14 protein-coding genes are annotated in these 14,746 nt (G+C 73.1%); 8 read left to right on the top strand and 6 right to left on the bottom strand.

Annotation, left to right across the window (positions count from 1 at the left end; translation table 11 throughout):
• Positions 1-14: 14 nt before the first annotated feature.
• Complete coding sequence (locus ACFYUS_RS33755; RefSeq protein ID WP_388860990.1) at positions 15-3,353, bottom strand: BTAD domain-containing putative transcriptional regulator; 3,339 nt, start codon at positions 3,351-3,353, stop codon at positions 15-17.
• 158 nt (positions 3,354-3,511) lie between these two features.
• Here ACFYUS_RS33755 and ACFYUS_RS33750 point away from each other — a divergent pair, with 158 nt between their 5' ends.
• Complete coding sequence (locus tag ACFYUS_RS33750) at positions 3,512-4,306, top strand: site-2 protease family protein (RefSeq protein WP_388860987.1); 795 nt, start codon at positions 3,512-3,514, stop codon at positions 4,304-4,306.
• On the opposite strand, the gene ACFYUS_RS33745 is transcribed toward ACFYUS_RS33750, so the two are convergent.
• From ACFYUS_RS33745 to ACFYUS_RS33735, 3 genes are all read right to left on the bottom strand, one after another.
• Complete coding sequence (locus tag ACFYUS_RS33745) at positions 4,303-4,491, bottom strand: hypothetical protein (protein ID WP_388860984.1); 189 nt, start codon at positions 4,489-4,491, stop codon at positions 4,303-4,305. The two genes, ACFYUS_RS33750 and ACFYUS_RS33745, sit on opposite strands and share 4 nt — an antisense overlap.
• 103 nt (positions 4,492-4,594) lie before the next feature.
• The gene (gene npdG / locus ACFYUS_RS33740; RefSeq protein WP_388860981.1) at positions 4,595-5,293 is read right to left on the bottom strand and encodes an NADPH-dependent F420 reductase; all 699 of its coding nucleotides are present in this window, start codon (positions 5,291-5,293) and stop codon (positions 4,595-4,597) included.
• Positions 5,294-5,338: 45 nt separating this feature from the next.
• Positions 5,339-5,941 carry a hypothetical protein gene (locus ACFYUS_RS33735; protein ID WP_388860978.1) on the bottom strand — a complete coding sequence of 201 codons (603 nt, stop codon included), beginning with the start codon at positions 5,939-5,941 and terminating at the stop codon, positions 5,339-5,341.
• Positions 5,942-6,069: 128 nt separating this feature from the next.
• Here ACFYUS_RS33735 and ACFYUS_RS33730 point away from each other — a divergent pair, with 128 nt between their 5' ends.
• Positions 6,070-7,374, top strand: coding sequence for an MFS transporter (locus tag ACFYUS_RS33730; RefSeq protein WP_388860976.1), 1,305 nt, complete (start codon positions 6,070-6,072; stop codon positions 7,372-7,374).
• A 177-nt stretch (positions 7,375-7,551) separates the two neighbouring features.
• Here ACFYUS_RS33730 and ACFYUS_RS33725 read toward each other — a convergent pair whose 3' ends face one another.
• Positions 7,552-7,785 (bottom strand): hypothetical protein, encoded by a 234-nt coding sequence (locus ACFYUS_RS33725; protein ID WP_388860973.1) that lies wholly within the window; start codon positions 7,783-7,785, stop codon positions 7,552-7,554.
• 61 nt (positions 7,786-7,846) lie between these two features.
• Between ACFYUS_RS33725 and map the strand changes: the two genes are divergently transcribed.
• Complete coding sequence (gene map, locus ACFYUS_RS33720) at positions 7,847-8,704, top strand: type I methionyl aminopeptidase (protein ID WP_388860970.1); 858 nt, start codon at positions 7,847-7,849, stop codon at positions 8,702-8,704.
• 114 nt (positions 8,705-8,818) lie between these two features.
• A complete protein-coding gene (locus tag ACFYUS_RS33715; RefSeq protein WP_388860968.1) occupies positions 8,819-9,469 on the top strand; it encodes a heme oxygenase (biliverdin-producing) in 651 nt (216 codons plus the stop codon).
• A gap of 4 nt (positions 9,470-9,473) precedes the next feature.
• Here the strand turns inward: ACFYUS_RS33715 and ACFYUS_RS33710 are convergent, their stop codons facing one another.
• Positions 9,474-10,142, bottom strand: coding sequence for a PhzF family phenazine biosynthesis protein (locus ACFYUS_RS33710; protein WP_388860965.1), 669 nt, complete (start codon positions 10,140-10,142; stop codon positions 9,474-9,476).
• Between the two features lie 257 nt (positions 10,143-10,399).
• Here ACFYUS_RS33710 and efeO point away from each other — a divergent pair, with 257 nt between their 5' ends.
• From efeO to ACFYUS_RS33690, 4 genes are read left to right on the top strand one after another with little or no spacing between them, the layout of a single operon-like run.
• The gene (gene efeO / locus ACFYUS_RS33705) at positions 10,400-11,554 is read left to right on the top strand and encodes an iron uptake system protein EfeO (RefSeq protein WP_388860962.1); all 1,155 of its coding nucleotides are present in this window, start codon (positions 10,400-10,402) and stop codon (positions 11,552-11,554) included.
• Between the two features lie 14 nt (positions 11,555-11,568).
• Entirely contained in the window at positions 11,569-12,846 is a 1,278-nt protein-coding gene (gene efeB, locus ACFYUS_RS33700) for an iron uptake transporter deferrochelatase/peroxidase subunit (protein ID WP_388860959.1), read from the top strand.
• 18 nt (positions 12,847-12,864) lie between these two features.
• Positions 12,865-13,734: an iron uptake transporter permease EfeU gene (gene efeU / locus ACFYUS_RS33695; protein WP_388860956.1), complete on the top strand. Its 870-nt coding sequence runs from the start codon at positions 12,865-12,867 to the stop codon at positions 13,732-13,734.
• Positions 13,703-14,728, top strand: a complete 1,026-nt coding sequence (locus ACFYUS_RS33690; RefSeq protein ID WP_388860953.1) for a hypothetical protein — start codon at positions 13,703-13,705, stop codon at positions 14,726-14,728. Before efeU ends, ACFYUS_RS33690 begins: the two co-directional genes overlap by 32 nt.
• Positions 14,729-14,746: the final 18 nt, after the last annotated feature.

The raw sequence follows: 14,746 nt of genomic DNA, 5'->3' as shown, positions 1-14,746 counted from the left end.
TCCCGACCGGGGGATCATGACTCGGCGCGCTCACTGATCGCGTCGGCGGCGCGACCGAGCAGGGCGGCGGCCTCTTCCAGAGAGAGGCCGCCGCCCTCCGCGTACGCGGCCTCGAACTCCCCGTCCGCGAGCGCGGACCGGCTCAGTTCCGTGGCCCGCCGCAGGTTCTCCCGCTCCATGGGCGGCGACAGGTGACCGGGCGGCAGCAGCCCCTCGTACGCGCCGAGGAGGACGGCGGCGGTACGGGACGAGGGGCCGCCGAGCCCCGCGAGCGCCCAGGCGGCGCTGACCAGGTGGATCGCCGGCATCTGCGGGGCGACCATCAGCGACAGGGCGCCGAGGGAGCGCTCGTACGCCTTCCGCGCCAGCCCGAGCGCCGGGCCGTACCGTCCTTCGAGGTCGAACACCCAGGCCAGGCTGCCGAGCGTGAAGCCCTCGAAGATGGAGAAGGTCTCCGAGCTGAACTCGTCGAGCAGCCGCTCCAGATGCGCCCGGGCCTCGGCCGTCCGGCCGGTCCTGCCGAGCAGCAGCGCCAGGAATATCCGCGCGGCCAGCATCGGTTCGTGGCCCCGGCCGTGCTCGCCCTCCACCACCTCGCGCAGGATCCGCTCCGCCTCCTCGCCGCGGCCGGTCTCGATCAGCATGTCGGCGTACCGGGCGCGCAGCAGGGCCATCTGGGACTGGGCGCCGATCCGCTCCGCGTACGCGATGGCGTCGGCGTAGTCCTGGGCAGCGCCCTCGAATTCGAGCAGCCGCTCCCGGGCCTCGGCCCGCGCGGACAGCGATTCGGCCGCGCCCCAGGAGTCCCCGAGACGGACGAAGATCCCCAGGCTCTCCTCGGCGTCGGCACCCGCCCGCCCGGCCAGGTCGGCCCGGTTGGCGAGCATGTTGGCGCGCAACTGGAGGGCGTTGGCGAGCTCCCAGTCGTAGCCGTAGCGGCGGCAGGCGGCGACGTGCGCCTCCAGGGCCTCGCCCATGCGGCCCGGTTCGCCGATGAGGAGGACGGCGAAGACCGCGAAGGAGCCGGGCAGCCGGCAGGTCTGCGGGAGCCCCGGCGGATAGACCTCGTTGATCCGCCGCAGCCGCTTCACCCCCTCCGGGGTGGTCCAGCGGCCGGTCTCGTGGTCCATGTTGAGCAGCTCGATCAGCCGCGCCCCGCGCCGGGCCTCCCAGCGCTGCTCCTCGGAGAGCGGCGGCGGCCCGGCGGTGCACGGCTCGTGCAGCGGTACGACGGGGGCGGCGGGCGTCCCGAAGGGGTCGGGGCCGAGCGCGACGACGGACTCGGCCCAGTACAGGGCGTCGCCGCGCAGGTCGCGCATCTGCCAGTACCAGAGCATCGAGTGGAGGAGGACGAGCGCCTCGTCCTCCTCCCGGGCGTCGACGGCCCGGCGCAGGGCGGAGCGGATGTTCCCGTACTCGCTGCCGAGGCGGGCGACGGCCGCGGCCTGGCCGGAGCCGCGCAGCTCGGGGTCGGTGCGGCGGGCGAGTTCGCGGTAGTGCGTGAGGTGCCGGCGCTCGGCGGCGGCCCGCTCCCCGGCCTCGTCGAGCCGCTCGCCGGCGTACTCGGCGACGGTCTCCAGGAGCCGGTAGCGCATCCCGGTCTCGCCGGGGACGGCGACGACGAGGGACTTGTCGACGAGCGCCCCGAGCACGTCGAGGACGGGGGCGGTCCCGCCGCCGTGCCCGAAGGCACCCCGCACGCCGGCGCCTTCGTCACCGGTCCGGTACCCATCGGCGCCCTCCCCGCCCGCGCACACCACCTCGGCCGCCTCCAGGTCGCAGCCGCCCGTGAAGACGGAGAGGCGGCGCAGCACGCCCCTCTCGGCCCCGTCGAGCAGGTCCCACGACCAGTCCACGACCGCCCGCAGGGTCTGCTGGCGGGGCAGTACGGTCCGGGCGCCCGAGGTCAGCAGCCGGAAGCGGTCGTCGAGCCGGTCCGCGATCTGGCGCAGGGTCAGCATCCGCAGCCGGGCGGCCGCCAGTTCGACCGCCAGCGGCAGGCCGTCGAGGCGCCGCACGACCTCGGCCGCGGCCACCGGGTCGTCCTCGACGCGGAAGCCCGGACGGACCGCGGCGCCCCGCTCCCCGAGCAGCCGCAGCGCCATCCCGTCGGGCAGCGGGCCCAGCGGCCGGACCGTCTCGCCGGGGACGCCGAGCGGCTCCCGGCTCGTGGCGAGCACCCGGAGCTCCGGGCAGCGCGCGAGGAGGGTCTCGGCGAGTTCGGCGGCCGCGGCGACGAGGTGCTCGCAGTTGTCGAGGAGGAGCAGCATCCGGCGCCCGGCGCAGTGCTCGACGAGCCGGGCGATCGGGTCGCCGCCGCCGCGCAGCTCCTCGGCTCCGGCGCCGCGCAGCACGGTCTCGCGGGCGCCGACGGCCGCGAGGACCGCTTCGGGGACGGCCTCCGGGTCCCGTACGGGCGCGAGTTCCGCCGCCCAGGCGCCGTCCGGCCAGTCCTCGGTGCCCCGCTCGGCCGCCTCCTGCGACAGCCGGGTCTTCCCGGCCCCGCCGGGCCCGAGCAGCGTCACGAGCCGCGCGCCGCGCAGGTCGTCCCGTACGAGGGCGATCTCCTCCTCGCGTCCGACGAAGCTGGTGAGCCGCGCGCGCAGGTTGCCCCGTGCGGGGGCGGCGGGCCTCGGGACGAGGAGTTCGGCGTGGAGGGCGCGCAGGGCGGGTGACGGATCGGTGCCGAGGCCGGTGGCGAGGGCGCGGCGCACCGACGCGTACGCGTCGAGCGCCTCGGCCGCCCGGCCGGTGTCCCGCAGGGCGCGGATCCGGAGGGCCTGGAGCGGCTCGTCCAGCGGATGGTCGGCGCAGAGGGCGGTGAGCTCGGGGAGGGCGGCGGACGCGTCGCCGAGGGCGAGGGCCGCGTCGAGCCTGGCCCTGCGGGTGTCGAGCCGGCGGGCCTCCCAGCGGGCGGCCTCCGCGTCCCGGTCCGGCAGGTCGGCGAGGGCGGGCCCGCGCCAGAGCCCGAGGGCCTCGTCGAGGAGGGCTGCGGCGCGGGCCGGGTCCCCGGCGCCGAGCGCGGCCACCCCCTCGGCGGCGAGCCGCTCGAAGCGGCGCGCGTCCACGTCCTCGGGCCGGGCGTCGAGCCGGTAGCCGCCCTCCGCGGACAGCACCCGGTCCCGGCCCAGGGCCCTCCGCAGCCTCCCCACCAGTGCCTGGAGCGCGGCCGGCGCGTCTGCCGGCGGCTCGTCCCCGTGCCACACCTCGTCGACGAGATCGGACACGGAGACGGTCCGTCCGGCCCTCAGCGCCAGCACGGTGAGCAGCGCACGGAGCCGGGGGCCGCCCACGGGGAGGGCGGTGCCGTCGGGGGTGCGGGCGAGGGTCGTCCCGAGCACGGAATAACGCACGCCCCCATTCTCCGCGAGCCCACGCCGAACGCCTGCGCCGGGACCGCCCCCTCCGCGCGGGCGGGCGCGGCCCACAACGGGGGTGGGCGGGTGGAACTCCCGTCGGGACCCGGTACGTTTCCCGGGCACCAGCCCTCCGTCCCCTGGGAGCCCCCGCGATGACCACGGCCACCACCCGGCGCCACGAGCGGCGGATCAGTCCCGTCTTCCTGGCGATCCTCGCCGTCATGGCCGTCACCGGCTGGGCGGTGTGGACGGATTTCGCCGCTTCGCCGGGTCTCGCGGTGTTCCTGTTCGTGACGTCGGCGTGGGTGGTGTCGCTGTGCCTGCATGAGTACGCGCATGCGCGGACGGCCTTGTACGGCGGGGACATCACCGTGGGGGCCAAGGGCTATCTGACGCTGAACCCGCTCGCGTACACGCACGCGGTGCTGAGCATCGTCCTGCCGGTGCTGTTCGTGATCATGGGTGGGATCGGTCTGCCGGGCGGGGCGGTCTTCATCGAGCAGGGCCGGATCAAGGGGCGCTGGAAGCACAGTCTGATCTCGGCGGCGGGCCCGCTGGCCAATGTGGTGTTCGCGCTCGTGTGCACGGCGCCGTTCTGGCTGGGTGCGCTCGACGGCGTGCCGCTCGCGTTCCGGTTCGCGCTGGCGTTCCTGGCGTTCCTCCAGGTGACGGCCGCGCTGCTGAACCTGCTGCCGGTGCCGGGGCTCGACGGCTACGGGGTGGTGGAGCCCTGGCTGTCGTACAGGGTGAAGCGGCAGATCGAGCCGTACGCGCCGTACGGCTTCTTCATCGTGATCGCGCTGCTGTTCGTGCCGGCGGTCAACAACGCCTTCTTCGACACGATCGACGCGCTGATGCGGTCGCTGGGGGTGCCGGAGGTGAGCCGGTACTGCGGTTCGCAGCTGTTCCGGTTCTGGGAGGGGGCCCCGGAGTTCTGCCGGGTCTAGCCCTGGGGGGCGGCGGCAGCCTTCTCGGCCTTCGCGCGGCGGATGTAGTACCAGGCCATGTTGGAGGAGAGGCCCGCGAGGAGGACCCAGATCACGCCCAGGAAGTTGCCCTGGACGAAGGAGACGACCGCCGCGGCGACGGCCAGGGCGCAGACCACGAGGGCGTAGAGGGCGAGGCGGGGCATGGGGTCGGCTCCTGTCGGGCGGTACGGCTGATGCTGCCCGTCCAGTGTCCCCCATGCCCCGGTACGCGACGGGACCGGCTCGGGTGTCGGCCCGGACACGGGTCTAGACGTCGGTGACCCGCAGGCCCGCGTGGGCCTTGTAGCGGCGGTTCACGGAGATCAGGTTCGCGACGAGGGACTCGACCTGGTGGGCGTTGCGCAGCCGCCCGGCGAAGACGCCGCGCATGCCGGCGATGCGGCCGGCGAGGGCCTGGACGATCTCGACGTCGGCGCGCTCCTCGCCGAGGACCATGACGTCCGTGTCGATCTCCTCGATGGAGGTGTCCTTGAGGAGGACCGCGGAGAGGTGGTGGAAGGCGGCGGCGACCCGGGAGTCGGGGAGGAGCGCGGCGGCCTGCTCGGCGGCGGAGCCCTCCTCGGGCTTGAGGGCGTAGGCGCCCTTCTTGTCGAAGCCGAGCGGGTTGACGCAGTCCACGACGAGCTTCCCGGCGAGCTCCTCGCGCAGGGACTCCAGGGTCTTGGCGTGGCCCTCCCACGGGACGGCGACGATGACGACGTCGCTGCGGCGGGCGGTCTCGGCGTTGTCGGCGCCCTCGACGCCGTGGCCGATCTCCGCGGCGACGTCCTGCGCGCGGTCGGCTGCGCGGGAGCCGATGATCACCTTCTGGCCGGCCTTGGCGAGCCGGTAGGCGAGGCCGCGGCCCTGGTCGCCGGTGCCGCCGAGGACGCCGACGACGAGGCCGGAGACGTCGGGGAGGTCCCAGGGGTCCTTGGGGGCGGGCTTGCTCTCAGTCGTAGTCATGGCCCCGACATTACCGACCGGTCGGGCCGGTGGGGGTCCCCCGCGCTACCAGCGGGCCGGCGGCGGGGCCGTCAGCCGGTCGGCGAGGCCCGAGAGCCGGTCCCGGAAGCGGCGGCCGCCGCGCTGCGAGGGCAGGCTGTTCTCGCCGGCCGCCGCGCTCACCAGGTGCTGCACCGTGTCGAGGTCGACCCCGGCGTCCTCGGCCACGGTGAGCGTCTCGTGCGCGAGGCCCCGCAGCTCCTCGTCGCCCCCGTCGAGCGAGAGCACGGTCACCCCCGCGCGCCGGGCGTCGTGGACCCGCTGGAGCAGCCCCGCGTCCGGCCGGCCGGGCGCCACCATGAGGAGCGTCGCCCCGCGCCCGGCGGCCTCCAGGCGGCCGAGTCCGACGGCCAGGTGCGCGGGGGCGCCGGGCCGCACCCGGTGCCGTACGAGGGTCGGCGCCAGCTCCGGCAGCCCGGACCAGGCGGACTCGTCGACGAGGTGGGCCGCCAGGTGCCAGGGCTCGTACGCCTCGGTGCCGACCAGGAGCAGACCGCCCCGGTGCGGGACGACGGAGGACCGGAGCGCGCCCGCGAACCGGCGGGCCGCCCCGGGCCACTCCGTCCCGGCGAGCACTTCCCGCAGCAACGCGACCCGTACGGCATCCATGGGCCCGCATCCTGCCCGAGCGGGGGCCCGCGCGCGGGCCGATCGGGGAGCTTCCACCCGTACGGGAGCGGCCGTGGCGCCCGTAATTCGGTTGCCCCCGGCGTGGGGCGGTCGGAGCATGGCCTCTCGTGTCCTCCCCTCTCTCCAGGCTCTCCGCCCTGCTGCCCGATCTCGCGCCGTGGCGTTCCTCCGGCGACTTCCGGCTCCTGTGGGTGCAGGGGCTCGTCACGTACTTCGGCAGCGCGGTGGCGATGATCGCCCTGCCGCTCCAGATCAAGGAGCTGACGGGTTCGCCGTTCGCGGTCGGCGCGATGGGCGCGGTCGAGCTGGTGCCGCTGGTGGTGTTCGGCCTGTACGGCGGGGCGCTCGCGGACGCGGTCGACCGGCGGAAGGTGATCCTCTGGACGGAGGCGGGGCTCGGGCTGCTCGCCGCGCTCCTGCTGCTCAACGCGCTGCTCCCGGATCCGATGCTCTGGCCGCTGTACGTGGTCGCGGCCGGGGTGTCGGTGCTCGCGGGGCTCCAGCGTCCGGCGCTCGACTCGCTGCTCGCCCGGATCGTGCCGCACGACCAGCAGACGGCGGCGGCCGCGCTGAACTCGCTGCGCTGGCAGATCGGCTCGATCGCGGGCCCGGCGCTCGGGGGTCTGGTGGTGGCGTACGCGGGGCACGCGCCCGCGTACGGGGTGACGGTCGCCTGCTTCGCGGTCTCGGTCCTGATGTGCCGCCGCCTCTCGCCCGCGCCGCCCGCGCACGACGCGGAGAAGCCCTCGCTGCGGGGCATCGCGGAGGGGGCGCGGTACGCCTGGTCGCGGCCGGTGCTGCTCGGCACGTACGCGGTCGACCTGGCGGCGATGCTCTTCGCCTTCCCGAACACGATCTTCCCGTTCCTCGCGGACGAGCTGGACGCGGACTGGTCGCTCGGTCTGATGTACGCGGCGGGCTCGGTCGGCTCCCTCGTCCTCGGTCTGACCAGCGGCTGGACCTCGAAGGTCCGGCGGCACGGGCTGCTCGTGGCCGGGGGCGCGGCCGGCTGGGGCCTGGCGATCGCGGCGGCCGGCTGGTTCGGGAACGTGTGGCTGGTGCTCCTGTGCCTGGCCTTCGCGGGCGCGGGCGACATGCTGAGCGGGCTCGGCCGCGCCACGATCTGGAACCAGACGATCCCGGAGGAGCTGCGCGGCCGGCTCGCCGGCATCGAGGTCCTCTCCTACAGCGTGGGCCCGCAGCTGGGCCAGGTCCGCGCGGGCGCGATGGCCGGCTGGACCGGCACGCGCGCGTCCGTCTGGACGGGCGGCGTGGCCTGCGTCGCCTCGGTGGGCCTCCTCTGCCTGGCACTCCCCAAGCTCCTCGCGTACGACTCCGCGACCGACGAGGACTCACTGCGCCGCAAGGCCCAACAGGAGGCCACCCGGCGGGAAACCGCCGAGACCACCTGAGCGGCCCCCGCGCCCCCCGCAGGACCTACGGACCGCCCCTGGGCCCCGGACGGACCTGGCCCCCCTGGACTGGCCCGGGCCTCACGGAGGCCCGGAACCCCGGACGGGCCCGGCCCCGCGGAGGCCGGGGCCGCCGGGTGGGGCCGGGGCCGCCGGGTGGGGGCGGGGCTCTGGCTCCTAGTCCTCCGGCGGTGTGTCCTTGCCGCCGGTCTCGTGCCAGCGGGGGTCCGTCTCCCACTCCAGGTTCCGCTCGCGGGCGGTCTCCATGGCGTGGGAGGCCTCCTCACGGCTGGCGTACGGGCCGAACCGGTTCTTCGCCGGGCACTCGGGGCCCTCCTCGACCTTCTTGTGCTCCAGGCAGTAGTACCACTCGCCCGGTTTGCCCACGGTGCGCTTCTTGAACAGGGCCATCGTCTTCGGCTCCTTCCTTCGGGACCATGCTGCCCCAGACCCGGTCGTTAGACTCGCTGGCATGTCTGGCCAGTCGCTTCTCGTACCGGGGGAGCTCTCCCCCCACCGCTCCGTCCCGGGCTCCATCCGCCGCCCCGAGTACGTCGGGAAGCCCGCACCGACCCCGTACACGGGGCCCGAGGTGCAGGATTCCGACACCATCGAGCGGATGCGGATCGCCGGCCGCATCGCCGCGCAGGCGATGGAGGAGGCCGCCAAGCACATCGCTCCGGGCGTCACCACCGACGAGCTCGACCGGGTCGCGCACGAGTACATGTGCGACCACGGCGCCTACCCGTCCACGCTGGGCTACCGCGGCTTCCCGAAGTCGCTGTGCGCCTCGATCAACGAGGTCATCTGCCACGGCATCCCGGACTCCACCGTCCTGCGGGACGGCGACATCGTGAACCTGGACGTCACCGCGTACATCAACGGCGTCCACGGCGACAACAACGCCACCTACCTCTGCGGCGACGTCGACGAGGAGTCGCGGCTGCTCGTGGAGCGGACCCGGGAGTCCCTGAACCGGGCGATCAAGGCGGTGAAGCCGGGCCGCCAGATCAACATCATCGGGCGGGTCATCGAGTCGTACGCCAAGCGCTTCGGCTACGGCGTCGTGCGGGACTTCACGGGGCACGGCATCAACTCGTCGTTCCACTCCGGCCTGATCGTCCCGCACTACGACTCGCCCCACCACACCACCGAGATCAAGACCGGCATGACGTTCACGATCGAGCCGATGCTGACGCTCGGCACGCACGACTACGACATGTGGGACGACGGCTGGACCGTGGTGACCAAGGACCGGAAGCGGACCGCGCAGTTCGAGCACACGCTCGTGGTGACCGAGACCGGGGCGGAAATCCTTACGTTGCCCTGACCGCCCGAAGGGGTAGCTTTTTACCGACAGGACGTCGGGAACCGGTTGACTTAGGTGAGCCTAAGTAGGCAGGATCGCCACCGGTTCCCGTCCCATCGGTCTCGGAGGCACGCCTTGGAAACGCCCTTCTCCACCCTGATCCGTACGGCCTCGCACGAGCAGCACACGGAGGCGGAGACCTCGTCGTTCATGGGCGACCTGCTGGGCGGGCGCCTGGCCGTCGACGCGTACGCGCGGTACACGGAGCAGCTCTGGTTCGTGTACCGGGCCCTGGAGGAGGGCGCGGAGACGCTGCGCGAGGACCCGGTCGCGGGGCCGTTCATACGGACCGAACTGTTCCGCACGGCCGCCCTGGAGCAGGACCTCGCACACCTGCGCGGCCCCGGCTGGCGCGAAGGGGCCTCCCCTCTGCCGGCCACCGCCGCGTACGCCGAGCGGGTCGCCGAGTGCGCCCGCGACTGGCCCGCCGGCTATGTCGCCCACCACTACACGCGCTACCTGGGCGATCTGTCGGGCGGCCAGATCATCCGCGACCGGGCGGAGCGGACCTGGGGCTTCGACCGCAAGGGCGACGGCGTCCGCTTCTACGTGTTCGAGGAGATCGGCAACCCGGCCGCGTTCAAGCGGGCGTACCGGGAGCTGCTCGACGGGGTGAACGCCGACGACCTGGAGAAGCAGCGGATCGTCGACGAGTGCAAGCGCGCCTTCGACTTCAACAGCGCGGTCTTCCGGGAGCTGGGCGGGGAGTTCCCCCTGAGCGCCTGAGCGCTCAGAGGGTCATCGTTCCCTCCAGGAGGACCCGTCCCCCCAGTTCCACGATGCCGTCGGGGCCGGGGGCCGTGAGCAGCTGCGAGCCCCGGCCCTGCGTGATGTTCAGGGCCCGCCCCAGCTCCGCCGTGAGGAGCAGCGCCGCCGCGCCGGTCGCCTCGTCCTCGTCGATGCCGTCGCCGCGGCCCGGGAAGCCCCGCGCCCGGATGCGGCCCGCGGCCTCCTCCTCCCAGGCCCAGGCATAGATCCACTCCCCCGGCTCGGGCACGTCGAGGGCCTCCACCTCGGCGACGGAGCCGTACCGGCGCAGGGTGCGGGGCGGCGCCCACTCGGCGCGCGCCTCGATCCAGGTGAACTCCCCGTCGCCGCGCACCCACACCTCGCCGGCCGGCGGGTGGACGACCTCCAGGTCGAGCAGCCAGGCGGTGCCGACGAGCGGGTGTCCGGCGAAGGGCAGCCGCAGGCCGGGCGTGTAGATGTCGACGATCCCGCGCTCGGGGTCGTCGACGAACACCGTCTCGCTGAAGCCGAGCTCCTTGGCGAGCGCCTGCCGGGAGGACTCGTCGGGATGGGTACGGGCGTCCCGTACGACTCCGAGACGGTTGCCGTACCGGCCGTCGCCCGCGCAGAAGACCCGGAGGACGTCGATGTCAGTGACGGTCGTGTTCATGGCGGAATTCAACCACCCGGGAAGGGCGGTCGCGGAGGGCTCGCCTCTCTGTACCGACGAGTAGCAACAATCGGGACAATCCACCCCGCTTGACTCTCCCTTGACCAAGACATGAGCGCCACATGGAAGCCTTGTGACCCCATCGTGTCCGGAACGCCCGGCCTGAGAGCTGAATCACTGGACCCGTGGGTATTGCTGAGGTAAGCCTCGGTTAAGTTAGGTCCGCCTCAGTCCGTCCCCGCGTTCCTGGAGTCCCCATGCGAGCCGTCCGTCTCTCCGTCGTCACCGCCGCCGCGACCGCGGCGGCTCTGACCGCCGTCACGGGCTGCGCCGAGAAAAGCGACTCCAAGGCGGACGCCGACGCGATCACCGTCGTCGCGAAGGACGACTCCTGCGAGGTCTCGAAGAAGGAGTTCCCGGCCGGGCACGTGAAGCTCGCCGTCGAGAACCGCGGCTCCAAGATCACCGAGGTCTACGTCCTCTTCCCGGACGACCGGATCGTCACCGAGCGCGAGAACATCGGCCCCGGCACCAAGGTCACCATCACCGCCGAGTTCAAGTCCGGCGACTACTTCATCGCCTGCAAGCCCGGCATGAAGGGCGACGGCATCCGCCAGGCCGTCAAGGCCACCGGCGGCAAGGCCGCCGCCAAGCGCTCCCCCGAGATGGACGCCGCCGTCGCCGCCTACCGCCAGTACGTCGAGGAGCAGGCCGAGGAGACCCTCCCCAAGGTGAAGGTCTTCACCGACGCCGTCCGCGCCGGGAACATCGAGGCCGCGAAGAAGGCCTACGCCGACTCCCGCATCGGCTGGGAGCGCACCGAGCCGGTCGCCGAGTCCTTCGGCGACATCGACCCCAAGGTCGACGTCCGCGAGGACGGCCTGGAGGACGGCCAGGACCCGGTGAAGGACTGGACCGGCTGGCACCGCCTGGAGAAGGCGCTCTGGCAGGACAAGAAGATCGGCGACCGCGAGAAGCAGCTCGCCGACCTCCTCGACAAGGACCTCGCGGAGTGGGAGAAGCGGGTCGGCAAGGCCGAGATCACCCCGACCTCCATGGCCAACGGCGCCAAGGAGCTCCTGGACGAGGTCGCCAAGGGCAAGGTCACCGGCGAGGAGGAGCGCTACTCCCACACCGACCTCGTCGACTTCAAGGCGAACGTCGAGGGCGCGCAGAAGTCCTTCGACCTCCTGAAGCCGGTCGCCGTGAAGAACGACCCGAAGCTCGTCGCCGAACTCGACAAGCAGTTCGCCGCGCTGAACACGCTGCTCGACAAGTACCGCACGGACAAGAGCGGCTACGTCTTCACCTCGTACGAGAAGGTCGGCCAGACCGAGCGCAAGGAACTGTCCGACGGCGTCAACGCCCTGGCCGAGCCGCTCTCCAAGCTCGCCGCCGCGGTCGTGAAGTAACAGGGGGAGCGATCATGACCGACGAGACCACCACCACGGAGCAGGCCGCCGCCCCGGAGCAGGCGCCCTCCCGCCGCAAGGTCATCGGCTGGGGCGGTGCCGGGCTCGCGCTCGGTGCCGCCGCGGCCGGCGGCGCCGCCGCCCTGGTAACCCGCGACGGCGACGCCACCGCCCCGGTCGCCGACAGCGGCGGGGCCGTGCCCTTCCACGGCGCGCACCAGGCCGGCATCGCCACCGCCGTGCAGGACCGCCTGCACTTCGCGTCCTTCGACGTGAAGACGAAGGACCGCGACGAGCTGATCCAGCTCCTCAAGGAGTGGACGCGGGCCGCCGAGCGGATGACGGCCGGCGCCGAGGTCGGCGAGGGCGCGTACGGCGGCCTGCCGGAGGCGCCGCCGGACGACACGGGCGAGGCCCTCGGCCTCAAGCCCTCCCGTCTCACCCTCACGATCGGCTTCGGCCCCTCGCTCTTCGACGGGCGCTTCGGGCTGAAGGACAAGCGGCCCGGGGCCCTGGTGGAGCTGCCCAAGTTCCCCGGCGACAACCTGGATCCGGCGCGCAGCGGCGGCGACCTCTGCGTGCAGGCCTGCGCGGACGACCCGCAGATCGCCGTGCACGCCATCCGCAACCTCGCCCGGATCGGCTTCGGCAAGGTCGCGGTGCGCTGGTCGCAGCTGGGCTTCGGCAAGACGTCCTCGACGACCCCGGACGCCCAGACCCCGCGCAACCTCTTCGGCTTCAAGGACGGCACCCGCAACATCGCGGGCACCGAGACCGAGCGGCTCGCGAAGCACGTGTGGGTCTCCGGCAAGGACGCCGAGGGCGGCGCGGCCTGGATGGACGGCGGCTCGTACCTCGTCGCCCGCCGCATCCGCATGAACATCGAGACCTGGGACCGCACTCCGCTCTCCGAGCAGGAGGACATCTTCGGCCGGGACAAGAAGGAAGGCGCCCCGGTCGGCAAGGCCAAGGAACACGACGAGCCGTTCCTGAAGGCGATGAAGCCGACCTCGCACGTCCGGCTCGCCCACCCCGACAGCAACAACGGGGCGACGATCCTGCGCCGCGGCTACTCCTTCACGGACGGCACGGACGGCCTCGGCCGGCTGGACGCGGGCCTGTTCTTCCTGGCGTACATGAAGGACGTCCGTACCGGCTTCATCCCGGTGCAGACCTCGCTGGCGTCCGACGCCCTCAACGAATACATCCAGCACGTGGGTTCGGCGCTGTTCGCGATCCCGCCGGGCGTCCGGGACAAGGACGACTGGTGGGGCCGGGCGCTGTTCGCGTAATCGAGGAGGAGAACCGACGTGTTCGGAAACTATCTGATCGGCCTGCGTGAGGGCCTCGAAGCCAGCCTGGTCGTCTGCATCCTCATCGCGTACCTGGTGAAGACCGGGCGCAAGGACGCGCTGAAGCCGATCTGGATCGGCATCGGCGTGGCCGTCGGCGTGGCCCTGGCCTTCGGCGCCGGCCTGGAGTTCGGCTCCCAGGAGCTGACCTTCGAGGCGCAGGAACTGCTCGGCGGCTCGCTGTCGATCGTCGCGGTCGTCCTGGTGACCTGGATGGTCTTCTGGATGCGGCGCACGGCCCGGCACCTCAAGTCGGAGCTGCACGGCAAGCTGGACGCGGCCCTGCAGATGGGAACGGGCGCGCTGGTCGCCACCGCCTTCCTGGCGGTGGGCCGCGAGGGCCTGGAGACGGCGCTCTTCGTGTGGGCGTCGGTACGGGCCTCCTCGGACGGCACGTACGGGCCGCTGGTCGGCGTCGTCCTCGGCCTGCTCACCGCGGTCCTGCTCGGCTGGCTGTTCTACCGGGGCGCGCTGAAGATCAACCTGGCGAAGTTCTTCACCTGGACCGGCGGGATGCTGGTCGTGGTGGCGGCGGGCGTGCTCGCGTACGGCGTGCACGACCTCCAGGAGGCGAACTTCCTCGGCGGCCTCGCGGACAAGGCCTTCGACATCTCGGCGACGATCCCGCCGGACAGCTGGTACGGCACGCTCCTCAAGGGCGTGTTCAACTTCCAGCCGGATCCGACGGTCCTTCAGGTCACGGTGTGGGCGCTGTATCTGATCCCGACGCTCGCGCTGTTCCTCGCCCCGATAGGGTCGGGTCCGTCCGTGCGGGTGAAGAAGCAGAAGGCGACCGATGAGAAGGCTGAGGCTGAGGCGAGCGCTTGATCGGCGATCGCCCTCCCCGGGCCGCCGGCCGGCGAGGTTCCTCGCGGCGACGGCGGCGGCGACCGTCCTGTCGTTGACGGCGAGCGGCTGCGTGACCGTGCACGGCGAGCTCGCGCTGCTGCCGCCGGCCTCGAAGGCCGAGGCCGCGCAGGCCCTCGCCGACTTCACGACCGCCTACAACCGGGCCGACAAGGCCTATGACCCGGCCCTCGACAAGGACCGGGTCACCGGTCCGCTCGGGGCCATCAACCAGGCCGGGCTGCGGGCCCGGTCGATCAACACGCCCGGCGGCAACCCGGACCACAAGCCCCTCGCCCTCACCGACGCGCGGTTCGTGCTGCCCCGGAAGGCCGGCTGGCCGCGCTGGTTCGTCGCCGACACCGCGTCCAACCGGGCCGCCGGCGACCAGCGCTGGCTCCTGGTCTTCGTGCGCAACGGCCCCGAGCAGCTGTGGGAGGCCGCGTACCTCACGATCCTCTCCCGGGGCGACGTCCCCGAGTTCGCCGAGGAGGAGGGGTACGCGGTGCCGGTCGCCGCGGACACCGACACGCTCGCCGCCGCGCCCGAGGACCTCGGCGCGAAGTACGTCGCGTATCTGAAGGACGGGCAGCCGGGGCCGTTCGCGCCGGGCCCGCACACCACGGAGTGGCGCGCCCAGCGGGAGAAGGACGCCAAGCGGCCGGGCATGGCCACCCAGTACCTCGACCGCGTCGCCGACCAGGGGGACTTCGCCCCGCTCGGGCTGCGCACCCGGGACGGCGGCGCCCTCGTCTTCTTCGCGACCCGGTACTTCGAGCGCCAGACGGCCGCGAAGGGCTACCGGCCCAAGGTCGGCCCCGACACCAAGGCCATGCTGACCGGCGAGATCAAGAACACGGTCACCCGCGAGTGGGTCTCCAGCCAGGCAGCCCTCGTGAAGCCCACGGGCACCGACCGGAACGGCATCACCATCGCGAGCCGCCTCCAGGGCGTGGTGGGCGCGGAGGGCTCGTGACGCCGCTCGCCTCCGGCG

Origin of the sequence: Streptomyces sp. NPDC004284, assembly GCF_042874035.1 — a bacterium.
Lineage (GTDB): Bacteria > Actinomycetota > Actinomycetes > Streptomycetales > Streptomycetaceae > Streptomyces.
This window is presented reverse-complemented; position numbering and strand designations above follow the sequence as displayed.

Coding starts and splice junctions, on each gene's coding strand:
- ACFYUS_RS33750 (WP_388860987.1), top strand. CDS start 3,512: ATGACCACGGCCACCACCCGGCGCCACGAGCGGCGGATCAGTCCCGTC.
- ACFYUS_RS33745 (WP_388860984.1), bottom strand. CDS start 4,491: ATGCCCCGCCTCGCCCTCTACGCCCTCGTGGTCTGCGCCCTGGCCGTC.
- npdG (WP_388860981.1), bottom strand. CDS start 5,293: ATGACTACGACTGAGAGCAAGCCCGCCCCCAAGGACCCCTGGGACCTC.
- ACFYUS_RS33735 (WP_388860978.1), bottom strand. CDS start 5,941: ATGGATGCCGTACGGGTCGCGTTGCTGCGGGAAGTGCTCGCCGGGACG.
- ACFYUS_RS33725 (WP_388860973.1), bottom strand. CDS start 7,785: ATGGCCCTGTTCAAGAAGCGCACCGTGGGCAAACCGGGCGAGTGGTAC.
- map (WP_388860970.1), top strand. CDS start 7,847: ATGTCTGGCCAGTCGCTTCTCGTACCGGGGGAGCTCTCCCCCCACCGC.
- ACFYUS_RS33710 (WP_388860965.1), bottom strand. CDS start 10,142: ATGAACACGACCGTCACTGACATCGACGTCCTCCGGGTCTTCTGCGCG.
- efeO (WP_388860962.1), top strand. CDS start 10,400: ATGCGAGCCGTCCGTCTCTCCGTCGTCACCGCCGCCGCGACCGCGGCG.
- efeB (WP_388860959.1), top strand. CDS start 11,569: ATGACCGACGAGACCACCACCACGGAGCAGGCCGCCGCCCCGGAGCAG.
- ACFYUS_RS33690 (WP_388860953.1), top strand. CDS start 13,703: ATGAGAAGGCTGAGGCTGAGGCGAGCGCTTGATCGGCGATCGCCCTCC.